This is a genomic window from Corynebacterium sp. LK14 (assembly GCF_008042215.1).
GTDB lineage: Bacteria > Actinomycetota > Actinomycetes > Mycobacteriales > Mycobacteriaceae > Corynebacterium > Corynebacterium striatum.
The window spans coordinates 38,656-57,266 of record NZ_NOVQ01000012.1 but is presented as its reverse complement, the minus strand read 5'-3'; the positions used below and the strand labels follow the sequence as shown (position 1 = coordinate 57,266).

Genomic DNA, 18,611 nt, shown 5'->3' with positions numbered 1-18,611 from the left:
ATGGCCCGGGGTTATTTTTCGTATACCCCCAGCGCAGGGCCAATTTCTAGATCCCAATAGGTGCGGTTTAATATCGCCTACATTAAGAATGCTGAGTGAGCCGTAGCACTTTGTTGGGCAAAGTTGTCGAGTAACTCTCAGTGCAGGTTTCTAGTTCCCCCTGAAGGGAGTGTCCATGTCCACCCTCTCACCACAAGGTCCAAAGATTGCGGAGTCCAAGGCTCCGAAGAAGGACCGCACCCACTGGCTCTACATCGCGGTTATCATTGCCGTTCTCGGAGGTATTGCCTTCGGCCTGATCGCGCCTGATTCTGCGTCGAACATGAAGATCGTCGGCACGATGTTTGTCAGCCTCGTCAAGATGATCATCGCTCCGGTCATTTTCTGCACCATTGTCCTTGGCATTGGATCCGTTCGCGCTGCTGCCTCGGTGGGCAAGGCCGGCGGCATTGCCCTCATCTACTTCATCACGATGTCTACGTTTGCACTCGCAATCGGCCTCATCGTTGGCAACTTCATCGAGCCAGGCGCGGGCCTAAACATCCAGGCCACCGCGGGCGAAGCTGACAAGTACGTCAAGCAGGCCGAGGAAGGCGCTCACGGCCTTTCCGGTTTCGTGCAGTCCATCGTTCCGGACACCCTGTTCTCGGCGTTCACCTCCGGTTCCGTCCTCCAGGTTCTCTTTGTTGCTCTGCTCTTCGGCTTCGCCGTTCAGTCAATGGGCAAGGCCGGTGAGCCGATCCTGGCTTTCGTGGCCAACCTGCAGAAGGTCACCTTCAAGATCTTGACCATGATCCTCTGGGTTGCCCCGATTGGTGCATTCGGCGCTATCGCTGGCGTCGTCGGCGCCACGGGCTTCGAGGCAGTCAAGTCTCTGGCAGTGCTCATGCTGGCCTTCTATATCACCTGCTTCCTCTTCGTTTTCGGTGTTCTCGGCCTAATTGCCCGCCTGCTCGGTGGCATCAGCATGTGGAAGCTGTGCAAGTACCTGGGGCGTGAGTTCCTTCTCATCGTCGCGACCTCGTCCTCTGAGTCTGCTCTGCCGAACCTCATGCGCAAGATGGAGCACCTGGGCGTCGCCAAGCCAACCGTGGGCATCGTCGTTCCGACGGGCTACTCCTTCAACCTGGACGGCACCGCTATCTACCTGACCATGGCGTCCATCTTCATCTCTGACGCCATGAATATGCCAATGCAGCTCGGTGAGCAGATCGGTCTGCTGGTCTTCATGATCATCGCTTCCAAGGGCGCCGCGGGCGTCTCCGGTGCTGGCCTGGCTACGCTGGCTGCGGGTCTGCAGTCCCACCGCCCTGAGCTTCTCGACGGCGTGGGTGTCATCGTTGGTATCGACCGCTTCATGTCTGAGGCTCGTGCGCTGACCAACTTTGCGGGCAACGCTCTCGCCACCATTCTTGTTGGCCGCTGGACCAACTCCATCGATATGCCACGCGTGCGCGAGGTGCTCAATGGCAATCTTCCTTACGTGGAAACCGCGGACGACGCTGATGTTGACCTCTCCAACCCAACCGTGGAGAATCCGGCAACCGCGCATCTGCAGCCAACTCCGCAGCTCGATATCGACAACTACCAGAAGGGCTCTGGCGCGCTCCAGTAGTGCGAACACTTAAGCTTCAATAAATGACCGGAATATTTCCGGTCATTTTTGCTTTAAAAGTGATCTACCATGCTAGTTTTTCTCCAAGTGTTCTATCTCATATTCCACTGGAGGAAATATATGCGAAAGCTTTATGGCGTTTTGGCTGCCGGCGCCCTCGCCTTTGGTCTTGTTGCCTGCGGCAGCGATGCAGGTGATGCGGCTAGCGACGCCAACTATGTCACCGTGCTCGGCACCGAGCCACAGCAGGGACTCATTCCGGCCATGACCAACGAGAACGGCGGCGGCCGCGTGGTCGATATGCTTTACTCCGGCCTTATCTACTACGACGCAGAGGGCAAAGTCCACAACGAGATGGCCGAGTCCATCGAGCAAGAAGGGGACAAGACCTACAAGGTCACCCTCAAGCCGGATCTGAAGTTCTCCGACGGATCCCCGGTTACTTCCGCAACCTTCGTAGACACCTGGAACTATGCCGTGGCCAACGAGCAACTCAACGAGAGCTTCTTTTCTTCCATTAAGGGCTATGAGCCAGGCGTCAAGGAGATGGAAGGTCTCAAGGTCATCGACGATCGCACCTTCACCATCGAACTGACCCAGCCGGAGTCCGACTTCCCGACTCGCCTGGGGTACAACGCCTACTTCCCGCTTCCCAAGGCCGGGCTCGACGACCCAGAAGGCTTCGGCGAGAACCCCGTCTCTAATGGCCCATACAAGTTTGTCTCGTGGGACCACAACCAGAGCCTCATCATCGAGCCGAACCCGGAGTACGGCGGCGAGCGCACCCCGCAGAACGAAGGTATCCAATACACCTTCTACAACGACACCGATGCGGCGTACATGGACCTGTTGGCCAACAACCTGGACGTCCTCGAGGCGATTCCTTCCTCGGCCTTCGGCAACTACGAGGCTGACCTAGCTGAGCGCAGCGAGACCAAGCCAGCGGCGACCTACCTCGAGATGTCCATCAATGAAGAGACCCCGCACTTCAAGGGTGAAGAGGGTGTTCTGCGCCGCCAGGCTATCTCCATGTCCATCAACCGTGCTGAAATCGCCGAGTCCATCTTCAAGGGCACTCGCACCCCGGCCCGCGACTTCACCTCGCCGGTCTTGGACGGCTACGACGACGATTTGCCGGGTTCCTCCAACCTTGACTACAACCCAGAAAAGGCGAAGCAGCTGTGGAAGAAGGCCGACGAGAAGTACGGCAAGTTTGAAGGTCAGTTCCCGATCAACTACAACACCGACGGCGACAATAAGGATTGGGCCGACGCCGTAGCGAACAACATCAGCAACACCTTAGGCATCGAGTCCGTGGGAAGCCCGTTCCCCGACTTCAAGTCCTTCCGCGACGCTTATCGCAAGGAGCGCATGGACGGCGCCTACCGCACTGCGTGGCTGGCCGACTACCCATCCATGGGCAACTTCCTCGGCCCGAACTTCACTAGCGACGTCGCCTCCAACGACGCTAAGTACTCCAACCCAGATTTCGACGAGCTCATCGTGAAGGCCAACGGCGCCAAGAGCTCTGAAGAGGCTGCCAAGCTCTACAACCAGGCCCAGGAGCTGCTGCTGCGCGACCTGCCTGCCATCCCGCTGTTCTACCCGAATGTTGTTGGTGGCTGGTCGCAGAACGTCGATAACGTCGAGTTTAGCTGGAAGTCCCTGCCGGTCTACTACGCCATTACTAAGAAGTAGCGCTACAGCTCAACGCGAGGCATAAAACACGGAAAAAGTACGGAGTCATGACCTCCGTACTTTTTCTTTGCAACAGCAACCGCGGCAAGTCCCAGATGGCTGCCGCTCTGGCCAAGCAGCACGCGCCCGAGTGGGACGTGTATTCCGCAGGCGTCCAGGTGTCAGAGCCAGGCATTGCCGGCGACATTAACCACGAGGCAGCGGAATCGCTTGCCGCGGTCGGTGCCGACATGGCGCAGGGCACTCCGAAGCCTGTGGACCCTGAGCTCGCCTCACAGGTCGAGCACGTCATCGTGGTAGGTGGCGCAGACTACGACGGTCCCGCTGAGCGCTGGGATATCGAAGACCCGTCCCTGCGCGGCGTCGAGGGCACCCAGCGCATGAACGAGCTGCGCGACGACATCGACTCCCGCGTGCAGGAACTCATCGCGAGAGTCAACAAGCAGGCTTAACGCGGGCCTGCCTCGGGGGGGGGAGCTTAGCCCCTGAACAGGTACCACTGCACGGAGTTCGACGGCAAGTGGAGCTCCGTGTAGTTGCCCTGCGAGTGAATCCAGCGCGGCAGATCGTTGCCTGCTCCTTGGTAGACGGCGTCGTCAGTGTTGAGGATCATCTCCCACGCGCCGTCGCGCGGCAGCCACAGGTTATAGTTGGGCACCGAGCTGCCTGAGAAGTTGCACACCGCCAACAGCGCGGAGCCATCCGTGCCGTAGCGGACGTAGCCCAACATGTTGTTGTTCGAGTCGTCAGACTTGACCCATTGGAACCCTTCAGGTGCAAAGTCCTGCGACCACAGCGCCGGGGTGTCCTTGTACACCGCATTGATATCGCGCACCAAGCGCTTGATGCCGTGGTGCCACTCGTTGCCCCAGCCCTCCAGGTTGGACCAGTCAACCGAGTTGGACTCGTTCCACTCCGTGGTTTGGCCGAACTCCTGGCCCATGAAAAGCAAGTTCTTGCCAGGGTGGGAGAACATGTAGCCATAGAGCGCGCGCAGGCCGGCGGCCTTGTTCCAGTCATCGCCCGGCATGCGGGTCCAGAGCGAGCCCTTGCCGTGGACAACTTCGTCGTGGCTAAACGGCAGCACGTATCGCTCCGAGTAGGCGTAAATCATGGAGAAGGTCAGCTCACCATGGTGGTACTGGCGGTGGATGGGCTCGTGCTTGAAGTACTCCAAGGTGTCATTCATCCAACCCATGTTCCACTTCAGGGCGAAGCCCAGACCGCCCTGATCCGTCGGTGCAGTAACGCCTGGCCAGGAGGTGGACTCCTCAGCGATGGTCAAGACACCAGGATGGACGCGATTCAGCGTGGCGTTGGTCTCCTGCAGGAACTGGACCGCCTCCAGGTACTCGCGGCCACCGTACTGGTTGGGAAGCCACTCGTCGCGGGAGTAGTCCAGGTAGAGCATAGAAGCCACCGCGTCGACGCGCAGGCCGTCAATGTGGAACTCCTCCGCCCAGTACAAAGCGTTGGCCACTAGGAAGTTGCGTACCTCGTTGCGGCCAAAGTCGAAGACGTAGGTGCCCCAGTCGGACTGCTCGCCGCGGCGCGGGTCCGGGTGCTCGTAGAGAGCCTGGCCATCGAAACGTCCCAGGGCGAAGTCATCCTTAGGGAAGTGCGCCGGTACCCAGTCGACGATGACGCCGATGCCGGCGCCGTGGAGGGCGTCGACAAGCGCGCGCAAGTCGTCTGGAGTACCCCAACGCGCGGAAGGGGAATAGTAGCCCGACACCTGGTAGCCCCAGGAACCGCCGAATGGGTGCTCGGCAACAGGGAGCAGCTCGACATGAGTGAAGCCATGCTCCTGCAGGTACGGGATGAGCTCTTCGCGCAGGGAGTTGTAATTGGAACCAATCTTCCAGGAACCCACGTGCAGCTCATAGACGCTCATTGGCACGTTAAGGTCACCATTGCGCTGCTCTAACCACGCAGCGTCGTTCCACTCGTAGCGATTAGCGGAGACCACCGAGGCAGTCTCCGGCGGGGCAATAGTGCGCTTGGCTAGCGGGTCCGCCTTATCGATACGGCGGCCGTCCCTGGTCTGGATGGCGAACTTGTAGTGTTCGCCCTCGCTAATGCCTGGGATGAAGACCTCCCAAACACCAGTTGAACCCAAGCTGCGCATCGGGTACTGGGTGGGATTCCAACCACAGAAGTCGCCTATTACCGCAACGCCTTCAGCGTTCGGCGCCCACACGGCAAAGGCCACGCCGTCGACGGTGCCCAGGTCCGTGTCGTAGCTCTTCAGGTTCGCGCCCAACACTTCCCACAGGCGCTCGTGGCGGCCCTCGGAAATCAGGTGCAGGTCTAGCGTGCCCAAGGTGGGCAGGAAGTGATAGCCGTCGGCGACGTCGACAGGCGTCTGTCCCGGGTAGGTAACGCGCAGGCGGTAGTCCTGTTCCTGAGGCAGGGTTGCCTCCCACAAGTCGTGGCCCACCGGGGACATGTCTACAGCGCCAGCCGCGGTAACCAACTGGACTGACTCAGCGCCAGGGCGGCGGGTGCGGACGAGACCTTCATGCCAGCCATAAAAGGCATGCGGCGCGTGGTGACGGCAATTATTAAGGCGGGAAAGGTCTGGTTCCGGAATGGTCATGTGTCCAAGTTACCTAACTGTGTGAGGGTGCGGGGCTGGTTATGAAAGGCGTTATGCGCGGTAATCGTCAACGTCACGCCAGGCAAGGCGGTTCAACGAATGGGAGTCTGCCTGTGGAAGGACGAACACGTGGGCCACATCGCGCATCGGTTCGAGGCGCACGAAGTTGCGGTTGGACCAGTTATAAGCCGCGCCAGTGATGGCATCGTGCACGGTGTAGACGTCGCCGTCTGCGCGGCCGATGGCCTCCATGTCCACGGTTACGGTGGCCTCCTGGGCATTGCGCGGGTCTAGGTTCACCACGGCGAGAACCACGTTGCCGGTGGCTGGGTCCGCCTTGGAGTAGGCGATGATGTTCTCGTTATCCGCATTGTGGAACTTGAGGTTGCGCAGCTGCTGCAGGGCCGGGTTCTCGCGGCGAATCAGATTCAGCAGGCGGATGTAAGCCTCAAGCGACGCCCCCTTCTTCAGCGCTACCTGGAAGTCGCGCGGGCGCAGCTCGTACTTTTCGGAATCCAAGTACTCTTCACTACCCGGCGCAACAGCCTCGTGCTCGTAGAGCTCATAGCCGGAGTAGACACCCCACAGTGGCGACAAGGTGGCCGCGAGAACCGCGCGGATGGCGAACATTGCGCGGCCGCCGGTCTGTAGGGACTCGTGCAGGATGTCCGGGGTATTCACGAACAAGTTCGGGCGGCAGATATCAGCCTGTTCGACGTGCATCTTGGCAAACTCCGTCAACTCGTACTTGGAGGTCTGCCAGGTGAAGTAGGTATAAGACTGGGTAAAGCCCGCCTTGGCCAGCCCAAACAGGCGCGGTGCGCGGGTGAAGGCCTCAGCCAAGAAGATGACCTCAGGATGGGTTACGTGGACCTTGGAGATGAGCCAGTTCCAGAAGTTTGCTGGCTTCGTGTGCGGGTTATCTACGCGGAAGGTGGTCACACCCGCATCGACCCACAGCATGACCACGCGGAAAATTTCGTTGTAGATGACGTCAGGATCATTATCGAAGTTGAGCGGGTAGATGTCCTGGTATTTCTTTGGTGGGTTTTCCGCGTAGGCGATGGTGCCGTCCGGCAGCACCGTGAAAAACTCCGGATTGGTTTGCGCCCATGGGTGATCCGGCGAAGCCTGAAGGGCCAAGTCCAAGGCCACCTCGAGACCCAGCTCCTTTGCGCGGGCCACCAGTTCCTTGAAGTCTTCCATCGTGCCCAGCTGCGGGTGCGTGGCGGAGTGATCCTGAATAGCCCACGGGGAGCCGACGTCGTCTGGCTCTGCTACCACGGAGTTGTTCTTACCCTTGCGGTGTACCTCGCCAATCGGGTGAATCGGCGGGAAGTAGACGGTATCGAATCCCATTTCGGCGACGCGTTCCAAAGCCTTCTGCGTAGTCTTGAATGTGCCATGCACCGGCTGGCCGTCCTCGTCCCAACCGCCCGTGGAGCGAGGGAACAGCTCGTACCAAGAGTTAAATAGCGCTTCGCGACGCTCGACTAATACCTCGTGGATTTCGCCCTCTACGAGGAGATCACGCAGCGGGTGGGTGTGCAAAAGCTTCGTAGTCTCTTCAGACAGCGCCAGTTGCACTCGCTCGGTGGGGTCCAAGGATTCGTCGCTCAGCGCACGGGCGGCGTCGATAAGCAGCGCTGCCTTATCCGTTGGGGACTGAAGGGATGCGCGCTCGAAGAGCTCCGTGCCGTGGAGCAAGTCATTGGACAGTTCCTGCGCTGACTGGCCGGCCTCCATCTTCTTGGTAATAGCGTTACGCCACGTCGCCATCGGATCTGACCACGCGTCTACACGGAAGAACCAGCGGCCGGGGGTCGCCGGAGTAAACACGCCATGCACTCGGTCGGGATTGACGGAATCGAAGTCCATCGTCACGGAAGAAACCGCGGGGGAGTCCGAGTTCCACACCGACAACGTTGCGGCGACTGCGTCGTGGCCCTCCCGCCACACCAGCGCAGTTACTGGAATTACCTCGTCCACCACTGCTTTAGAGGGGACAGAACCGGACAAGCTTGGGCGAACGTCATCGATAGCAAGGCGTGTAGTCATGCCCTTAAGATTAATGCAGCTGTGTCACTTTCACCGGCCAACAGAAATATCCGCCACAATGGAACCTGTGAATCAAACAAACCCAGTGAATCCAGTGAACCCAGCTCCCGAGCCAGAGACTGACGAAGACTGGCTCATCGACTTCCGCGGCGTCGAACTTCGACGTGGCGGCCAGACCCTGGTGGGCCCAGTTGACTGGCAAGTAGAACTCGACGAGCGATGGGTCATCATCGGCCCCAACGGCGCCGGCAAGACCAGCCTCGTGCGCATCGCCGCCGCGGAAGAGTTCCCCTCCAGCGGTACCGCCTTCCTCATGGGCGAGCGCATTGGCAAGACCGACATGCGCGATCTCCGCGCCGCCATCGGCATCTCCTCAGCTGCCGTGCAACATCGCATCCCCGATAACGAGCGCGTCGATGACCTCGTTATCTCCGCAGGCTACGCAGTGCTCGGCCGCTGGCGCGAGGAATATCAAGACATGGACTTCTCTCGCGCTTATGAAATTCTCGAACAAGTGGGCGCTAGCCACCTTGCGGAGCGCACTTGGGGCACCCTGTCGGAAGGGGAGAAGAAGCGCGTCATCTTGGCGCGTGCCTTGATGTCGAACCCCGAATTACTCATCCTCGACGAGCCCTCCGCAGGCATGGACTTAGGAGGTCGGGAAGACCTAGTGGGATATCTGGGAGGCTTAGCTCTCGACCCTGATGCGCCTGCAATCGTCATGATTACTCACCACGTAGAAGAAATCCCTTTCGGATTTACGCATGCGATGATCCTCGATGAGGGTAAGGTCGTGGCCAAGGGCCTCATTAACTCGGTCCTCACCTCCGCGAACCTCACTCAGGCATTCCACCAGCCGATCCAAGTGGATCGCATCGGTGATCGGTACTTCGCCCGCCGCCTATGCTAAACGGAAAGATGCATGACCCAGCCCATCCATGACCGCCTTGACGCGATCGACCATAACGAAACCACCGGGTTCAATGGTGGACGCTTGGCGGCGACTGTCTTGCTTCTTAGAGACGGCGAAGAAGGGCTCGAGGTATGGATTCAGGAGCGCGTGTCTACCATGCGCAACTATCCAGGGCACGCGGTGTTCCCAGGCGGAGGAGTCGACCCACGTGACTTCCCGCCCCGCATGTGGAGCTCAGGCGATCTGTGGACAGGCCGCTCCGTTATCTCCCTGGCACGGCGCATGGGAGTAACTAAGTACAAAGCACATGCCTTGGTGTTTGCAGCGATCCGCGAACTCTTCGAGGAATCCGGCACGCTGCTCGCCATTCGCGACGACGGTATTGTCTCCGATGCATCGCGTTATCACCGCGAGCGCGTCCTCCTCGAATCCCATGACATCTCTTTTACCGAGTTTCTCAGCAACAACGGCATGCGCGCCGATTCCGACATGCTCCGCCCGTGGTCCCGTTGGGCAGGCGAAGACGGGGGACAGTGGTTCGACACCTTCTTTTTCATTGGGGTACTGCCCGAGGGCCAAGAGCCGGACGGTCACACCATGGAGGCCGACGACGCCGGTTGGTTTCCACCGCAGCTCGTCCTCGACGGTTGGCGCGCCGGGCTGGTGCGCCTTGCGCTGCCCACGTGGGCACAGATGCTGCGGCTATCCAGCTATTCCACGGTGCAAGAAGCGCTTGACGACGCCTCCTTCTCCGACCTTCGCCCCATCATCGGCGATCCCAAAGACGACCCGCGCTACCGCGAGTACTTTACGACTTTCCCAGTAGACAGAATATGAGTTATACCCTCGCTGAGGTCGATTTCCTCACCCAGCATCTGCCCGAAATCGCGGGCCTAAACCTTGAGTTCAGCAAAGCCTCGCAGCTGAGCGACGTCGCCAAGCTCCAGCAGCTCTATGGTGAGAACTATCGCTGCGTGGCCGAACTGATCAAAGCCCGGCGTAGCGGCAAGCTACCAGCCGACTGGCTCATGGATTCCGACTCTGCGCAGCAGGCCACGCCTTTGGTGCTGGCGCAGTACCGACGCCGCTTTCTGCAGGGCCTGGGCGTGGAACTTGTCCACGATGTCACCTGTTCCATCGGCACCGAAGGGCACGCCTGGAACAAGGGCACCTACATCGGCTCCGACCTGGACGCTTCCCGCATCAAAATGGCCCAGCACAACGTGGACCACCCCTTCTTCCGCGCCGATGCGCTGACCCAAACCTCCACTGCACAGGTACTCATCGCTGACCCCGCGCGCCGCAAGGACGGCAAGCGGATCACCGATCCCGCCAAGCTTTTGCCGCCTCTGCCGGACCTAGTTGCTGCGCACAGTGCTGACAGTTCGCGCATTGCGCACAGTGCCGAGCTGGCCGTGAAGTGCGCGCCCGGCCTCGACTTCTCTCAGTGGCCGGGCCTGGTCTCTGTGGCCAGCGTGAATGGCAACGTCAAGGAAGCGTGCCTCTATACACCGGGTTTGGCTACCGGCCGCCAGGCTGTGTTGCTCAAAGACGGCACGGAAGGCGCTGAAGGCGCCGCAGACGTCCTCGACAGCAACGACTTTGACGAGGACAACCTGCCCGAGGCCGGCGACATCGGAAGCTACATCATCGATCCCGATGGCGCCGTGGTCCGCGCGGGTCTGGTGCGCCACTACGCGGCCCGGGAGGACCTGCACCAGCTCGATCCGCGCATCGCGTACCTCACCGGGGAACGCATCCCGGCAGGCACGTCCGGATTTCCATTCATTGAGGCCGTGCCCGTCAAGCGGCTTAAGGCTGCGCTGCAGGCGCATGGCGCGGGCTCGCTTGAAATACTGGTCCGTGGTCTAAACGTCGATCCGGATCAGCTGCGCAAGAAGCTCAAGCTCAAGGGCAAACGTTCCATGGCGATTGTGATGACACGCATTGGCTCGCAGGGAATCGCGTTGCTGTGCGGACCGCGAGTAGTATCGTCCGAGGATAATTACGCAACATAAATCTATCGGAAAGGGAAGTGTCCAATGCCCGCAATCGTGGCTCTGGTCAAACACGTACCGGATACCTGGTCCACCAAGTCCCTCGAGGAAGACCACACCCTCGACCGCACCAGCGTCGACAACGTCATCGACGAGATTAACGAGTACTCCGTTGAGCAGGCCCTGCGCCTGAAGGAGGCTAACCCCGAGTTCAAGGTCGTAGCACTAACCATGGGTCCAGCCGCCGCCGATGAGGCGCTGCGCAAGGCTCTTGCCATGGGCGCGGACGAGGCAGTGCACGTGCTTGATGACGCCCTCTCCGGCGCCGACGCGCTGTCCACCGCATGGACCCTGAACGCGGCCATCAACACTATTGAGGACGTGCAGGTTATTACCCTCGGCAACTCCTCTTCGGACGCATCCACCGGCCTGCTCGCAGGTCTGCTCGCCGAGTACCGCCAGCTGCCTGCGCTTACCGATCTGAAGTCCCTGAGCCTAGATCGCGGCGTCCTGCGCGGCGTCCGCGAGGACGCCCACGGTCACTGGGAGCTCGAGGCGCCTGTGCCTGCGATCGTCTCCTTTACCGACAAGGCCGATAAGCCGCGTTTCCCCAACTTCAAGGGCCTCATGGCCGCGAAGAAAGCAGAGGTTAGCACCCTCGACGTCGCCAAGCTCGGCATCGATGCAGTGGCGCCGACCACCACCGTTACGGCCTCTGCGCAGCGCCCAGCCCGTACCGCCGGCGAGGTCATTACCGAGCCGAACCCACAAGAAGCCGCCAAGCAGATCGCCGACTTCCTCGCCGCGAAGAACCTTATCTAGGAGAATAAATGTCTCACGTATACGTACTTGTAGAACACGAAGATAACGTCCTGAGCCCTGTCACCGGCGAGCTCATTACCGCCGCTCGTGCCCTGGGCACCGTTTCTGCGGTCGTCGTCGGCAAGCAAGCCGATGCCTTCGATTCCGAGCTCGCAGCACTGGGTGCCGCCCAGATCGTCCAGGCGACCGCCGAGGACTACGACAAGCGCATCATTCTGCCCGAGGTCGATGCCCTGCACGCCCTCGCCGCTGCAAACCCGGCCCCAATCGTGCTGGCAGCCACCCCGACCAACAACGAAATCGCCGGCCGCCTTTCTGCGCGTTTGGCGTCTGGCGCCTTGGTCAACGTCGACGGCATCAACGCCGATAGTTCCGCACACCTGACCATCTTCGGCGGCTCCTACGAGACCACCGCCACCGCAGCCGGTGCCACCCCGATTTACACTCTGCGCCCAGGCGCCGTGACCGTTGATCCGCAGCCGGCTGCCGTCGCTCCCGCACCGATGCCGCTGCCCGCCGCCACCGCGAAGGACGTCACCGTTGCTTCCTTCACCCCGCACGAGAAGTCGGCTCGCCCAGAGCTGACCGCAGCGAAGGTCGTCGTCTCCGGCGGCCGCGGCGTTGAAGACAACTTCTCCACCATCGTGGAGCCGCTGGCTGACGCCCTCGGCGGCGCCGTCGGCGCCACCCGCGACGCTGTTGACCAGGGCTTCTACGACCCAGCACATCAAGTAGGCCAGACTGGCGTCACCGTGTCACCCGATCTCTACATCGCCCTCGGAATCTCCGGTGCCATCCAGCACACTTCCGGTATGCAGACCTCCGGCACCATCGTCGTGGTCAACCAGGACCAAGACGAGCCCTTTTTCCAGATCGCCGACCTCGGCGTCGTGGGCGACGTGCACGAGATCGCCCCGGCACTCGTTGCTGAGTTGGAGTCCCGCAAGTAATGTCTCGCTACTTCGACTATGCGGCCACCCAACCCATGCGCCAGGTGGCCATCGATGCTTGGGTTGCCGCCTCCGGGGCCGTTAACTCGGGAGCCCAGTATGCCTCTGGCAGGCGCGCTCGCTCCGTGCTTGACGACGCCCGCGAGAAAGTCGCCGAGCTCCTTGGCTGCGAACCCATCGAAGTGATCTTCACTTCCTCTGGAACTGAAGCAGACAACATCGCTATCCAGGGCCTTTACAAGGCTGGCAACACAAACCGCGTCATCTCGACGCCCATCGAGCATCCCGCTGTCCGCGACACCGTCGCACAGTTGAAGGGCGCGCAGGTGGAACTGCTGCCTGTCGACAGACACTCCCACGTCAGCGACCTCTCGCTGCTGGATACCCCGGCCGACGTCGCCACTTGCATGTGGGCCAACAACGAGACCGGTGCTATCCAGCCCATCGCCGAGTTCGCGGCGCGCGCGCAAGCTGCCGGTACGCCCGTTCACGTGGATGCGGTCCAGGTAGCAGGTAAGTTGCCCATTAACTTTCACGAGCTGGGGCTGACCACTCTGGCTGCGAGCGCCCACAAGTTCGGCGGCCCGCGCGGCATCGGACTCCTGCTGGCCAAGCGCAGCCCGGCACCGCAGCCCATCGCCTATGGCGGCGGCCAGGAACGTGGAATCCGCCCTGGCACAGTCGACGTCGCCAGTGCCTCGGCTCTAGCCGCAGCTCTCGAGGAGTCCATCGCCGAGATTCCTTCCGAGTCCCAGCGCGTGGGCCGGCTTCGCGACGCCCTCCGCGCAGGCATCGTATCCAGCATTGACAACGTGGTGCTCAACTCCTCCGAGCCGATGCTTCCTTCGCACCTGCATGTTTCTTTTCCCGGAACTGATGGCGATAGCCTCATCATGCTGCTCGACTCGTTGGGCATCGAGGCGTCGACAGGCAGTGCATGCCATTCCGGCGTGAATCGCATGTCGCACGTGCTGGAAGCAATGAATGTTTCCGAGGCCGATGGAATTGGTTCGCTACGCTTTACCCTCGGACGCAACACCACCCAAGAGGACGTTGACTTCGTGCTCCAGGAGCTGCCCGCAGTGGTAGCGCGTGCCCGCAGCGTTTAGGTAGCGATTCAGTACCAACCTCGCAGCCTTCTCACAGCGTATTCAGCCAGCGCAGGACTAGTGTTTAGGAGTGAATTTCTTCCTAGACCTTCCGCTGGCTGATCCTGTTAATGGCATCATTTACGTGGTCATCCTCGTGGGCGCAGTTGGCTTGATTGCATGGACCCGCAAGATAAAGCCGGTCTTGTTCGCCGTTGCTGCCGCTATCATCGCGTGGCTTTTCCTTCGGCACTGGGACGTTCCCGTCTACATTCTGATCGCGGGTGCCATTGCTATCGCTGCGTTGCTTCGCAAACCTAAGACTTCGACCGTGATCGCTGGGCTGTTGTCCTTGATCGCACTGGCCGGTTTGGTGAATTTGGAGTACCAAACGTACCCGACCGTCGGTTCCCTCGACCCTAGGCCCGTGGCCCAAGAGATCTCACCTTGGCAGTTGCCTACCTACAAGGGCCAAGGCGCTGCGACGGTGCATTTGAACCTGCAAGGGGAGAAGTCAGGCTTTCAGGCGCGGGAGGCCATCGCTTACCTGCCACCTGCTTATTTCCGCGGACAACGACTGCCAGTGATGGTGCTTCTCCACGGCAACCCGGGTGGACCTGAACAATGGTTTGGTTCAGGAGGCGCCGCGCAGACCGCGGACCAGTTCCAAGCAGCAAACGGAGGAGTCTCGCCAATCGTTATCGCGGTGGATGCGACTGGCTCGGAAACTGGAAATCCCGTATGCGCCGACTCTGCCCGTGCCAAGGTCATGACCTATCTCTCGCAGGACGTGCCCGCTGCAATCAAAAAGCAGCTGCGCGTAGACGAGGATCAGTCGCACTGGTCACTTGCAGGCTTGTCCTATGGCGGTACGTGTTCGCTGCAAGTGGCCACGAACCATCCCGCAAGTTACGGCAGTTACATGGACTTTTCCGGTCAAGCTGAGCCCACCCTGGGCAATCACTCGGACACCGTGACGAAGCTCTTCGAAGGCGACGAGCGCGCCTTCCAAGCACAAAATCCTGCGCACCTGCTTCAGAACAAGAAATATCCCAATCTTGCGGTGGCGTTCATTTCCGGCGATAAGGATAAAGATGCCCAGAGCGCGCAGAACGATCTCGCCGAGATGCTCCGGCAGGCAGGCGCTAAGAGCTACGTTGCCACGCTGCCCGGCGGCCATTCCTTCGGGGTTTGGCGGCCCGCGCTTAGACAAACCTTCGCGTGGGCTGCAGCCCGCGGAGGAATCCAAGTAGAACGAGACCCATTCGACGGAATTAAGGAATCCGATGTCTACGCTTAAGAAGCTCAAGTTCTTCCCAGTTACCGCAGCTCTTATCGCGGTGATGTGGGCTTTGCATCTGCTTGACTACGAATGGGTCGTCACCTCTGGGTTGAGTACCGTCACCATTGGTGGCTCGATAGTCGTGACCTTCTTTGCGCTCGTCTTTGGCATCCCCACAGAAAAGGTTTTGGGCAGCAAGAAATACTTCGTCGTTGGCCTTCTGGCACAAATGGTTTCGGCACCGCTCGCTCTTGTTATTGCCCGCGGAATTGAGATCACCGGCTTGAATCGATGGGGCGACGACTTGCTCCACAACTTCTTGTTTACGCCGGTTGGCTGGATCTTTGGCGCAGCCATGTATGCCTCAGCGATTATGCCCCGCCTGTGGAAGCGCCGCTTCCGAGTACTCATCATGGTGCTGGCCTTGACCAACGTCTTTTACGCCGGCTCTCTTGCAGATGTGCTTGGCCTTACCGCTGCGCTGCTTGGGCTTTTCTTGGGCATGTGGAGGCATCCTCAATCGCGTGCGACGCCCTCACTTCGCGAGCGGCGCGTCCTCGTTGCCCTGATTTTGGGCGCGGTTGCCATCAGCCCCGTCCTCGTGGCAATCAATCCCACCGCCGAAGGGCCCTTTTCTGACCTCACCCGACTCATGTGGGGGCCTGTGCTTTCCGACGTCTCCGTCGAAGTTCTGTGCACACTCGATTCCACGTCCGATGCGTGCATCTCGGCAGCTGACATTGCTCGCATGCATGGCTTTGGGCCCATGTTGGCCAACCTGATGCCGCTTCTTCTTCAGCTTGTATTGTGCTTTGGCTTGGTGCGCGGCCGGCGTGTTGCTTGGTCTCTTTCCTTGGTCGTCCAGCTCGCGTCCTTGGGCTTCCTCCTGATTCAGCTTTGGGATCTTGACCAAGATGGCTTCTTTTTGTATGGGGTTAATCTGTTTGAAGCGCTGCTTCCTTGGCTGTTCTGCATTGCTGTGTTGCTCTACTCGCACAAGCTTTTTAGCGTTCACGAATCCCCGCGCATGCTTAAGAAATACGCGGGCATCCTGGCCATTGTGGCTGCTTCCTGCTCGGCTGCGTGGCTGCTCGGAACGCTGCTGGTTAAGTCGGCGTTTGTAGGCGGGGCGTCGTTAAGCACTGCTCTTGCTGAGTGGCCGTTGCGGTTCCTTCCTGCAGTGATCACACTGGTCGCTCCACACGAGCTGATCCCGGCCAACGGTTTTGGCTGGTTCCTTTACGAATGGGTGGGCAACGTATGGTGGCTCGCAGTGATTTGGGCCTTGTGGCGCTGTTTTGCCGCCCCTTCGGATCCTCAGCAGGAGGCCGACCGTGTCAAGGCGCGCGAAATCCTGGAACGACGTTCTGGCGACCACCTCTCTTTCATGACTTTGTGGCAGGGCAACCGATATTTCTTCGAGCGAGATTCCTACGTGGCCTACCGTGCTTCCAACGGAATTGCCCTGACTCTGGGCGGACCGGTCGGCGACGATATTTCGCGTGAGTTTGAAGACTTTGTCAGGACCGAAGGCATGACACCGGCGTGGTATTCCGTGAATGCTGACTTTGCTAATAACCACCCAGATTTTAAGCGTCTCGAGGTCGCCGAGGAAGCGGTGCTGAGCTGTGAGAACACCGAATTTAAGGGTAAGAAATTCCAGAACATCCGCACCGCGCGTAACAAGGCGGCGAAGGAAGGCGTCACAACTGTCTGGACCACTTGGGACGAACTCGACGTCGGTGTGGCATCCGCCCTCGTGGCACTGAGTGAGGAATGGGTGAGCGAGAAAGCGCTCCCAGAGATGGGGTTCACCTTGGGTGGTATCGAAGAAATGAAGGTGGCTGGCACGCGGCTCCTCCTAGCAATTGGTGATGATGGCATGATTCATGGCATGACCAGCTGGATGCCGGTCCGCCGTGATGGGCAACTTCCGGGGTATACGCTCGACGTGATGCGCCGCAATGATCAGGGGTTTAAGGGCGTGATGGAACTGCTCATCTCGGAGGCGCTTGTGATTGCGGCAGGAGAAGGCTGCGAGTGGATTTCGCTTTCTGGTGCGCCGTTGGCAGGAGCAGCCGAGAAGCCATCCATACTTGATACTTTGCTCGCCAAAATAGGAGAGCAGATGGAACCTCTCTATGGATTCCGTTCTCTGGCTGCCAGTAAGAGGAAGTTTCAGCCTGAAGAGCACAAGTGGTTCCTTTGCTACGAGGACGAGCTATCGCTTCCTTCGATCGGTCTGGCAGTTGTTCACGCATACCTGCCCAACTTGAAAGCATCCGAGGCGCTTAACGCTCTTCGTCTTTCAAACAGTTAGCTCGGGCCTCCCTTCTTCTTGCTGCCACGGCCTCCATGAAAGTTCGCAACCAGTTGCGTTTCTTCGGAGCGAGGGGGCCTTCGGCTCGGGAGAATTCGTAGTGGCCATCGTCGAAGAGCCAGATGATGTCATTGGTTTCTTCGTCCATGATGTACCAGACGCGGCCGTCGGTCTTGAGGTTGTGGTGAGGCTGGCATAGGCTCACCAAATTCGATGCTGTGGTTTGGCCTCCGTCTGCGAAGTTTATGCGGTGGTCCATCTGGCATTCCCAGGCTGGGCGGTCACAACCAGGGATGCGGCAGGTGAGGTCGCGCCCTTCGACGTACGCACGGATCGTGGCCGGTGTGGTGTAACTGCTGCTCACCGCGGTCTCGGCCTTTTCCATGTCACGAACGACAGTGGGCTCCAGTGTGTCCGCTACCTCAGCGGATACCCAGCCGACGTCTTGAATGAACGCAGGCGCATCCTTGAGGTCGCTAGCGCGGTACATGTTGAGGATGACTGTGGCCTGGGAATTAGCTTCTCCTCGAATGAGTTTTTCGAGGGCCTCGGCCGGAGTGATCTCTAGCTTTTCGGCGGTGTCTTTGAGGTGTTTGTCTAGTTCGAATGCTGTGGCGGCGTCGTATTCGGCGCTGATGGCCGCCCGGCCACCTGGTACTGGGTAGGTGGAGTAGGAATCATTTCGCTTTTCCTCTTCCTTTAATTCTGGCTCGATGTTGTCATCAAGCAGGCGGAGGAGATCGTAGATGAATTTGGTGATGGCGCGGTTGGATGGAAGAACCTGCCGCGGCTTAGTGGGAGTGAAAAACTCGCACAACGCCGCGTCAATTTGCTCGAGAGCTTCCGGTGAAGGCGCGCCGAGTTTGTTGAGAGCGAGGTCGATGGCAGTGAGCCTGGATATGTCGAGGAAGTATGACTCATGTTGCAACGCAAGCAATTGAGGCAATTCGTGGACGCGGTATAGAGCGAAGAGAATCTTCTTTGCTTGGTAGGTACCGCGGCCTGTTGTGGTGGCTAGATTTTGGATAACAAGTTCGATATCTGCGTCGTGCTCTGGAATACATTCGGCCCAGAGCTCAAACTCAAGCTTTCTTACTTCCCTGGCGGCGGTAGCTACAGGGCATGAGGTGTCATTGACCAAGTAGTATCCGTTCATTCCCCCAGCCCCCCGCTGTTAGAATATTTGTTTGAATGTTCATACCCCTATTCTAAACGTGTACGGAGACAAGTTCAAGGAGAAATCGAAAATATGTACGAAAGGAATGAAAG

General features: G+C 59.6%; 14 protein-coding genes. 11 read left to right on the top strand and 3 right to left on the bottom strand.

Annotated elements, in window-relative coordinates; all coding sequences use genetic code 11:
* Positions 1–175: 175 nt before the first annotated feature.
* The 3 genes from CHU71_RS07730 (at position 176) to CHU71_RS07720 (ending at position 3,765) form a co-directional block, all read left to right on the top strand.
* On the top strand, positions 176–1,615 hold the full coding sequence (locus tag CHU71_RS07730; RefSeq protein ID WP_100086858.1) for a cation:dicarboxylate symporter family transporter: 1,440 nt from the start codon (positions 176–178) through the stop codon (positions 1,613–1,615).
* 120 nt (positions 1,616–1,735) lie between these two features.
* Positions 1,736–3,313, top strand: coding sequence for an ABC transporter substrate-binding protein (locus CHU71_RS07725; RefSeq protein WP_110333285.1), 1,578 nt, complete (start codon positions 1,736–1,738; stop codon positions 3,311–3,313).
* A 47-nt stretch (positions 3,314–3,360) separates the two neighbouring features.
* Positions 3,361–3,765, top strand: a complete 405-nt coding sequence (locus tag CHU71_RS07720; protein ID WP_005532079.1) for a low molecular weight phosphatase family protein — start codon at positions 3,361–3,363, stop codon at positions 3,763–3,765.
* A gap of 26 nt (positions 3,766–3,791) precedes the next feature.
* Here the strand turns inward: CHU71_RS07720 and glgB are convergent, their stop codons facing one another.
* The gene (glgB, locus tag CHU71_RS07715) at positions 3,792–5,912 is read right to left on the bottom strand and encodes a 1,4-alpha-glucan branching protein GlgB (RefSeq protein WP_147760710.1); all 2,121 of its coding nucleotides are present in this window, start codon (positions 5,910–5,912) and stop codon (positions 3,792–3,794) included.
* A gap of 51 nt (positions 5,913–5,963) precedes the next feature.
* A complete protein-coding gene (locus tag CHU71_RS07710) occupies positions 5,964–7,970 on the bottom strand; it encodes a maltotransferase domain-containing protein (protein ID WP_147760709.1) in 2,007 nt (668 codons plus the stop codon).
* A 58-nt stretch (positions 7,971–8,028) separates the two neighbouring features.
* On the opposite strand from CHU71_RS07710, the gene CHU71_RS07705 reads away from it, so the two are divergent.
* The 8 genes from CHU71_RS07705 (at position 8,029) to CHU71_RS07670 (ending at position 17,342) form a co-directional block, all read left to right on the top strand.
* The gene (locus CHU71_RS07705; protein ID WP_147760708.1) at positions 8,029–8,880 is read left to right on the top strand and encodes an ABC transporter ATP-binding protein; all 852 of its coding nucleotides are present in this window, start codon (positions 8,029–8,031) and stop codon (positions 8,878–8,880) included.
* 12 nt (positions 8,881–8,892) lie between these two features.
* Complete coding sequence (locus tag CHU71_RS07700) at positions 8,893–9,720, top strand: NUDIX domain-containing protein (RefSeq protein ID WP_147760707.1); 828 nt, start codon at positions 8,893–8,895, stop codon at positions 9,718–9,720.
* The gene (locus CHU71_RS07695) at positions 9,717–10,901 is read left to right on the top strand and encodes an SAM-dependent methyltransferase (RefSeq protein ID WP_147760706.1); all 1,185 of its coding nucleotides are present in this window, start codon (positions 9,717–9,719) and stop codon (positions 10,899–10,901) included. Before CHU71_RS07700 ends, CHU71_RS07695 begins: the two co-directional genes overlap by 4 nt.
* A 24-nt stretch (positions 10,902–10,925) precedes the next feature.
* Complete coding sequence (locus CHU71_RS07690) at positions 10,926–11,702, top strand: electron transfer flavoprotein subunit beta/FixA family protein (RefSeq protein WP_147760705.1); 777 nt, start codon at positions 10,926–10,928, stop codon at positions 11,700–11,702.
* A gap of 8 nt (positions 11,703–11,710) precedes the next feature.
* Positions 11,711–12,652 (top strand): electron transfer flavoprotein subunit alpha/FixB family protein, encoded by a 942-nt coding sequence (locus CHU71_RS07685; RefSeq protein ID WP_147760704.1) that lies wholly within the window; start codon positions 11,711–11,713, stop codon positions 12,650–12,652.
* Complete coding sequence (locus CHU71_RS07680; RefSeq protein ID WP_147760703.1) at positions 12,652–13,761, top strand: cysteine desulfurase family protein; 1,110 nt, start codon at positions 12,652–12,654, stop codon at positions 13,759–13,761. Before CHU71_RS07685 ends, CHU71_RS07680 begins: the two co-directional genes overlap by 1 nt.
* Positions 13,762–13,831: 70 nt before the next feature.
* The gene (locus CHU71_RS07675) at positions 13,832–15,040 is read left to right on the top strand and encodes an esterase family protein (RefSeq protein WP_147760702.1); all 1,209 of its coding nucleotides are present in this window, start codon (positions 13,832–13,834) and stop codon (positions 15,038–15,040) included.
* Positions 15,027–17,342 carry a bifunctional lysylphosphatidylglycerol flippase/synthetase MprF gene (locus tag CHU71_RS07670; protein ID WP_147760701.1) on the top strand — a complete coding sequence of 772 codons (2,316 nt, stop codon included), beginning with the start codon at positions 15,027–15,029 and terminating at the stop codon, positions 17,340–17,342. The genes CHU71_RS07675 and CHU71_RS07670 overlap by 14 nt, the downstream gene beginning before the upstream one ends.
* Here CHU71_RS07670 and CHU71_RS07665 read toward each other — a convergent pair.
* Positions 17,314–18,498, bottom strand: a complete 1,185-nt coding sequence (locus CHU71_RS07665; RefSeq protein WP_147760700.1) for an HNH endonuclease signature motif containing protein — start codon at positions 18,496–18,498, stop codon at positions 17,314–17,316. The two genes, CHU71_RS07670 and CHU71_RS07665, sit on opposite strands and share 29 nt — an antisense overlap.
* Positions 18,499–18,611: the final 113 nt, after the last annotated feature.

Coding starts and splice junctions, on each gene's coding strand:
- CHU71_RS07700 (WP_147760707.1), top strand. CDS start 8,893: ATGACCCAGCCCATCCATGACCGCCTTGACGCGATCGACCATAACGAA.
- CHU71_RS07685 (WP_147760704.1), top strand. CDS start 11,711: ATGTCTCACGTATACGTACTTGTAGAACACGAAGATAACGTCCTGAGC.
- CHU71_RS07665 (WP_147760700.1), bottom strand. CDS start 18,498: ATGAACGGATACTACTTGGTCAATGACACCTCATGCCCTGTAGCTACC.
- CHU71_RS07680 (WP_147760703.1), top strand. CDS start 12,652: ATGTCTCGCTACTTCGACTATGCGGCCACCCAACCCATGCGCCAGGTG.
- CHU71_RS07725 (WP_110333285.1), top strand. CDS start 1,736: ATGCGAAAGCTTTATGGCGTTTTGGCTGCCGGCGCCCTCGCCTTTGGT.
- CHU71_RS07730 (WP_100086858.1), top strand. CDS start 176: ATGTCCACCCTCTCACCACAAGGTCCAAAGATTGCGGAGTCCAAGGCT.
- glgB (WP_147760710.1), bottom strand. CDS start 5,912: ATGACCATTCCGGAACCAGACCTTTCCCGCCTTAATAATTGCCGTCAC.
- CHU71_RS07710 (WP_147760709.1), bottom strand. CDS start 7,970: ATGACTACACGCCTTGCTATCGATGACGTTCGCCCAAGCTTGTCCGGT.
- CHU71_RS07705 (WP_147760708.1), top strand. CDS start 8,029: ATGGAACCTGTGAATCAAACAAACCCAGTGAATCCAGTGAACCCAGCT.
- CHU71_RS07695 (WP_147760706.1), top strand. CDS start 9,717: ATGAGTTATACCCTCGCTGAGGTCGATTTCCTCACCCAGCATCTGCCC.
- CHU71_RS07720 (WP_005532079.1), top strand. CDS start 3,361: ATGACCTCCGTACTTTTTCTTTGCAACAGCAACCGCGGCAAGTCCCAG.
- CHU71_RS07690 (WP_147760705.1), top strand. CDS start 10,926: ATGCCCGCAATCGTGGCTCTGGTCAAACACGTACCGGATACCTGGTCC.
- CHU71_RS07670 (WP_147760701.1), top strand. CDS start 15,027: ATGTCTACGCTTAAGAAGCTCAAGTTCTTCCCAGTTACCGCAGCTCTT.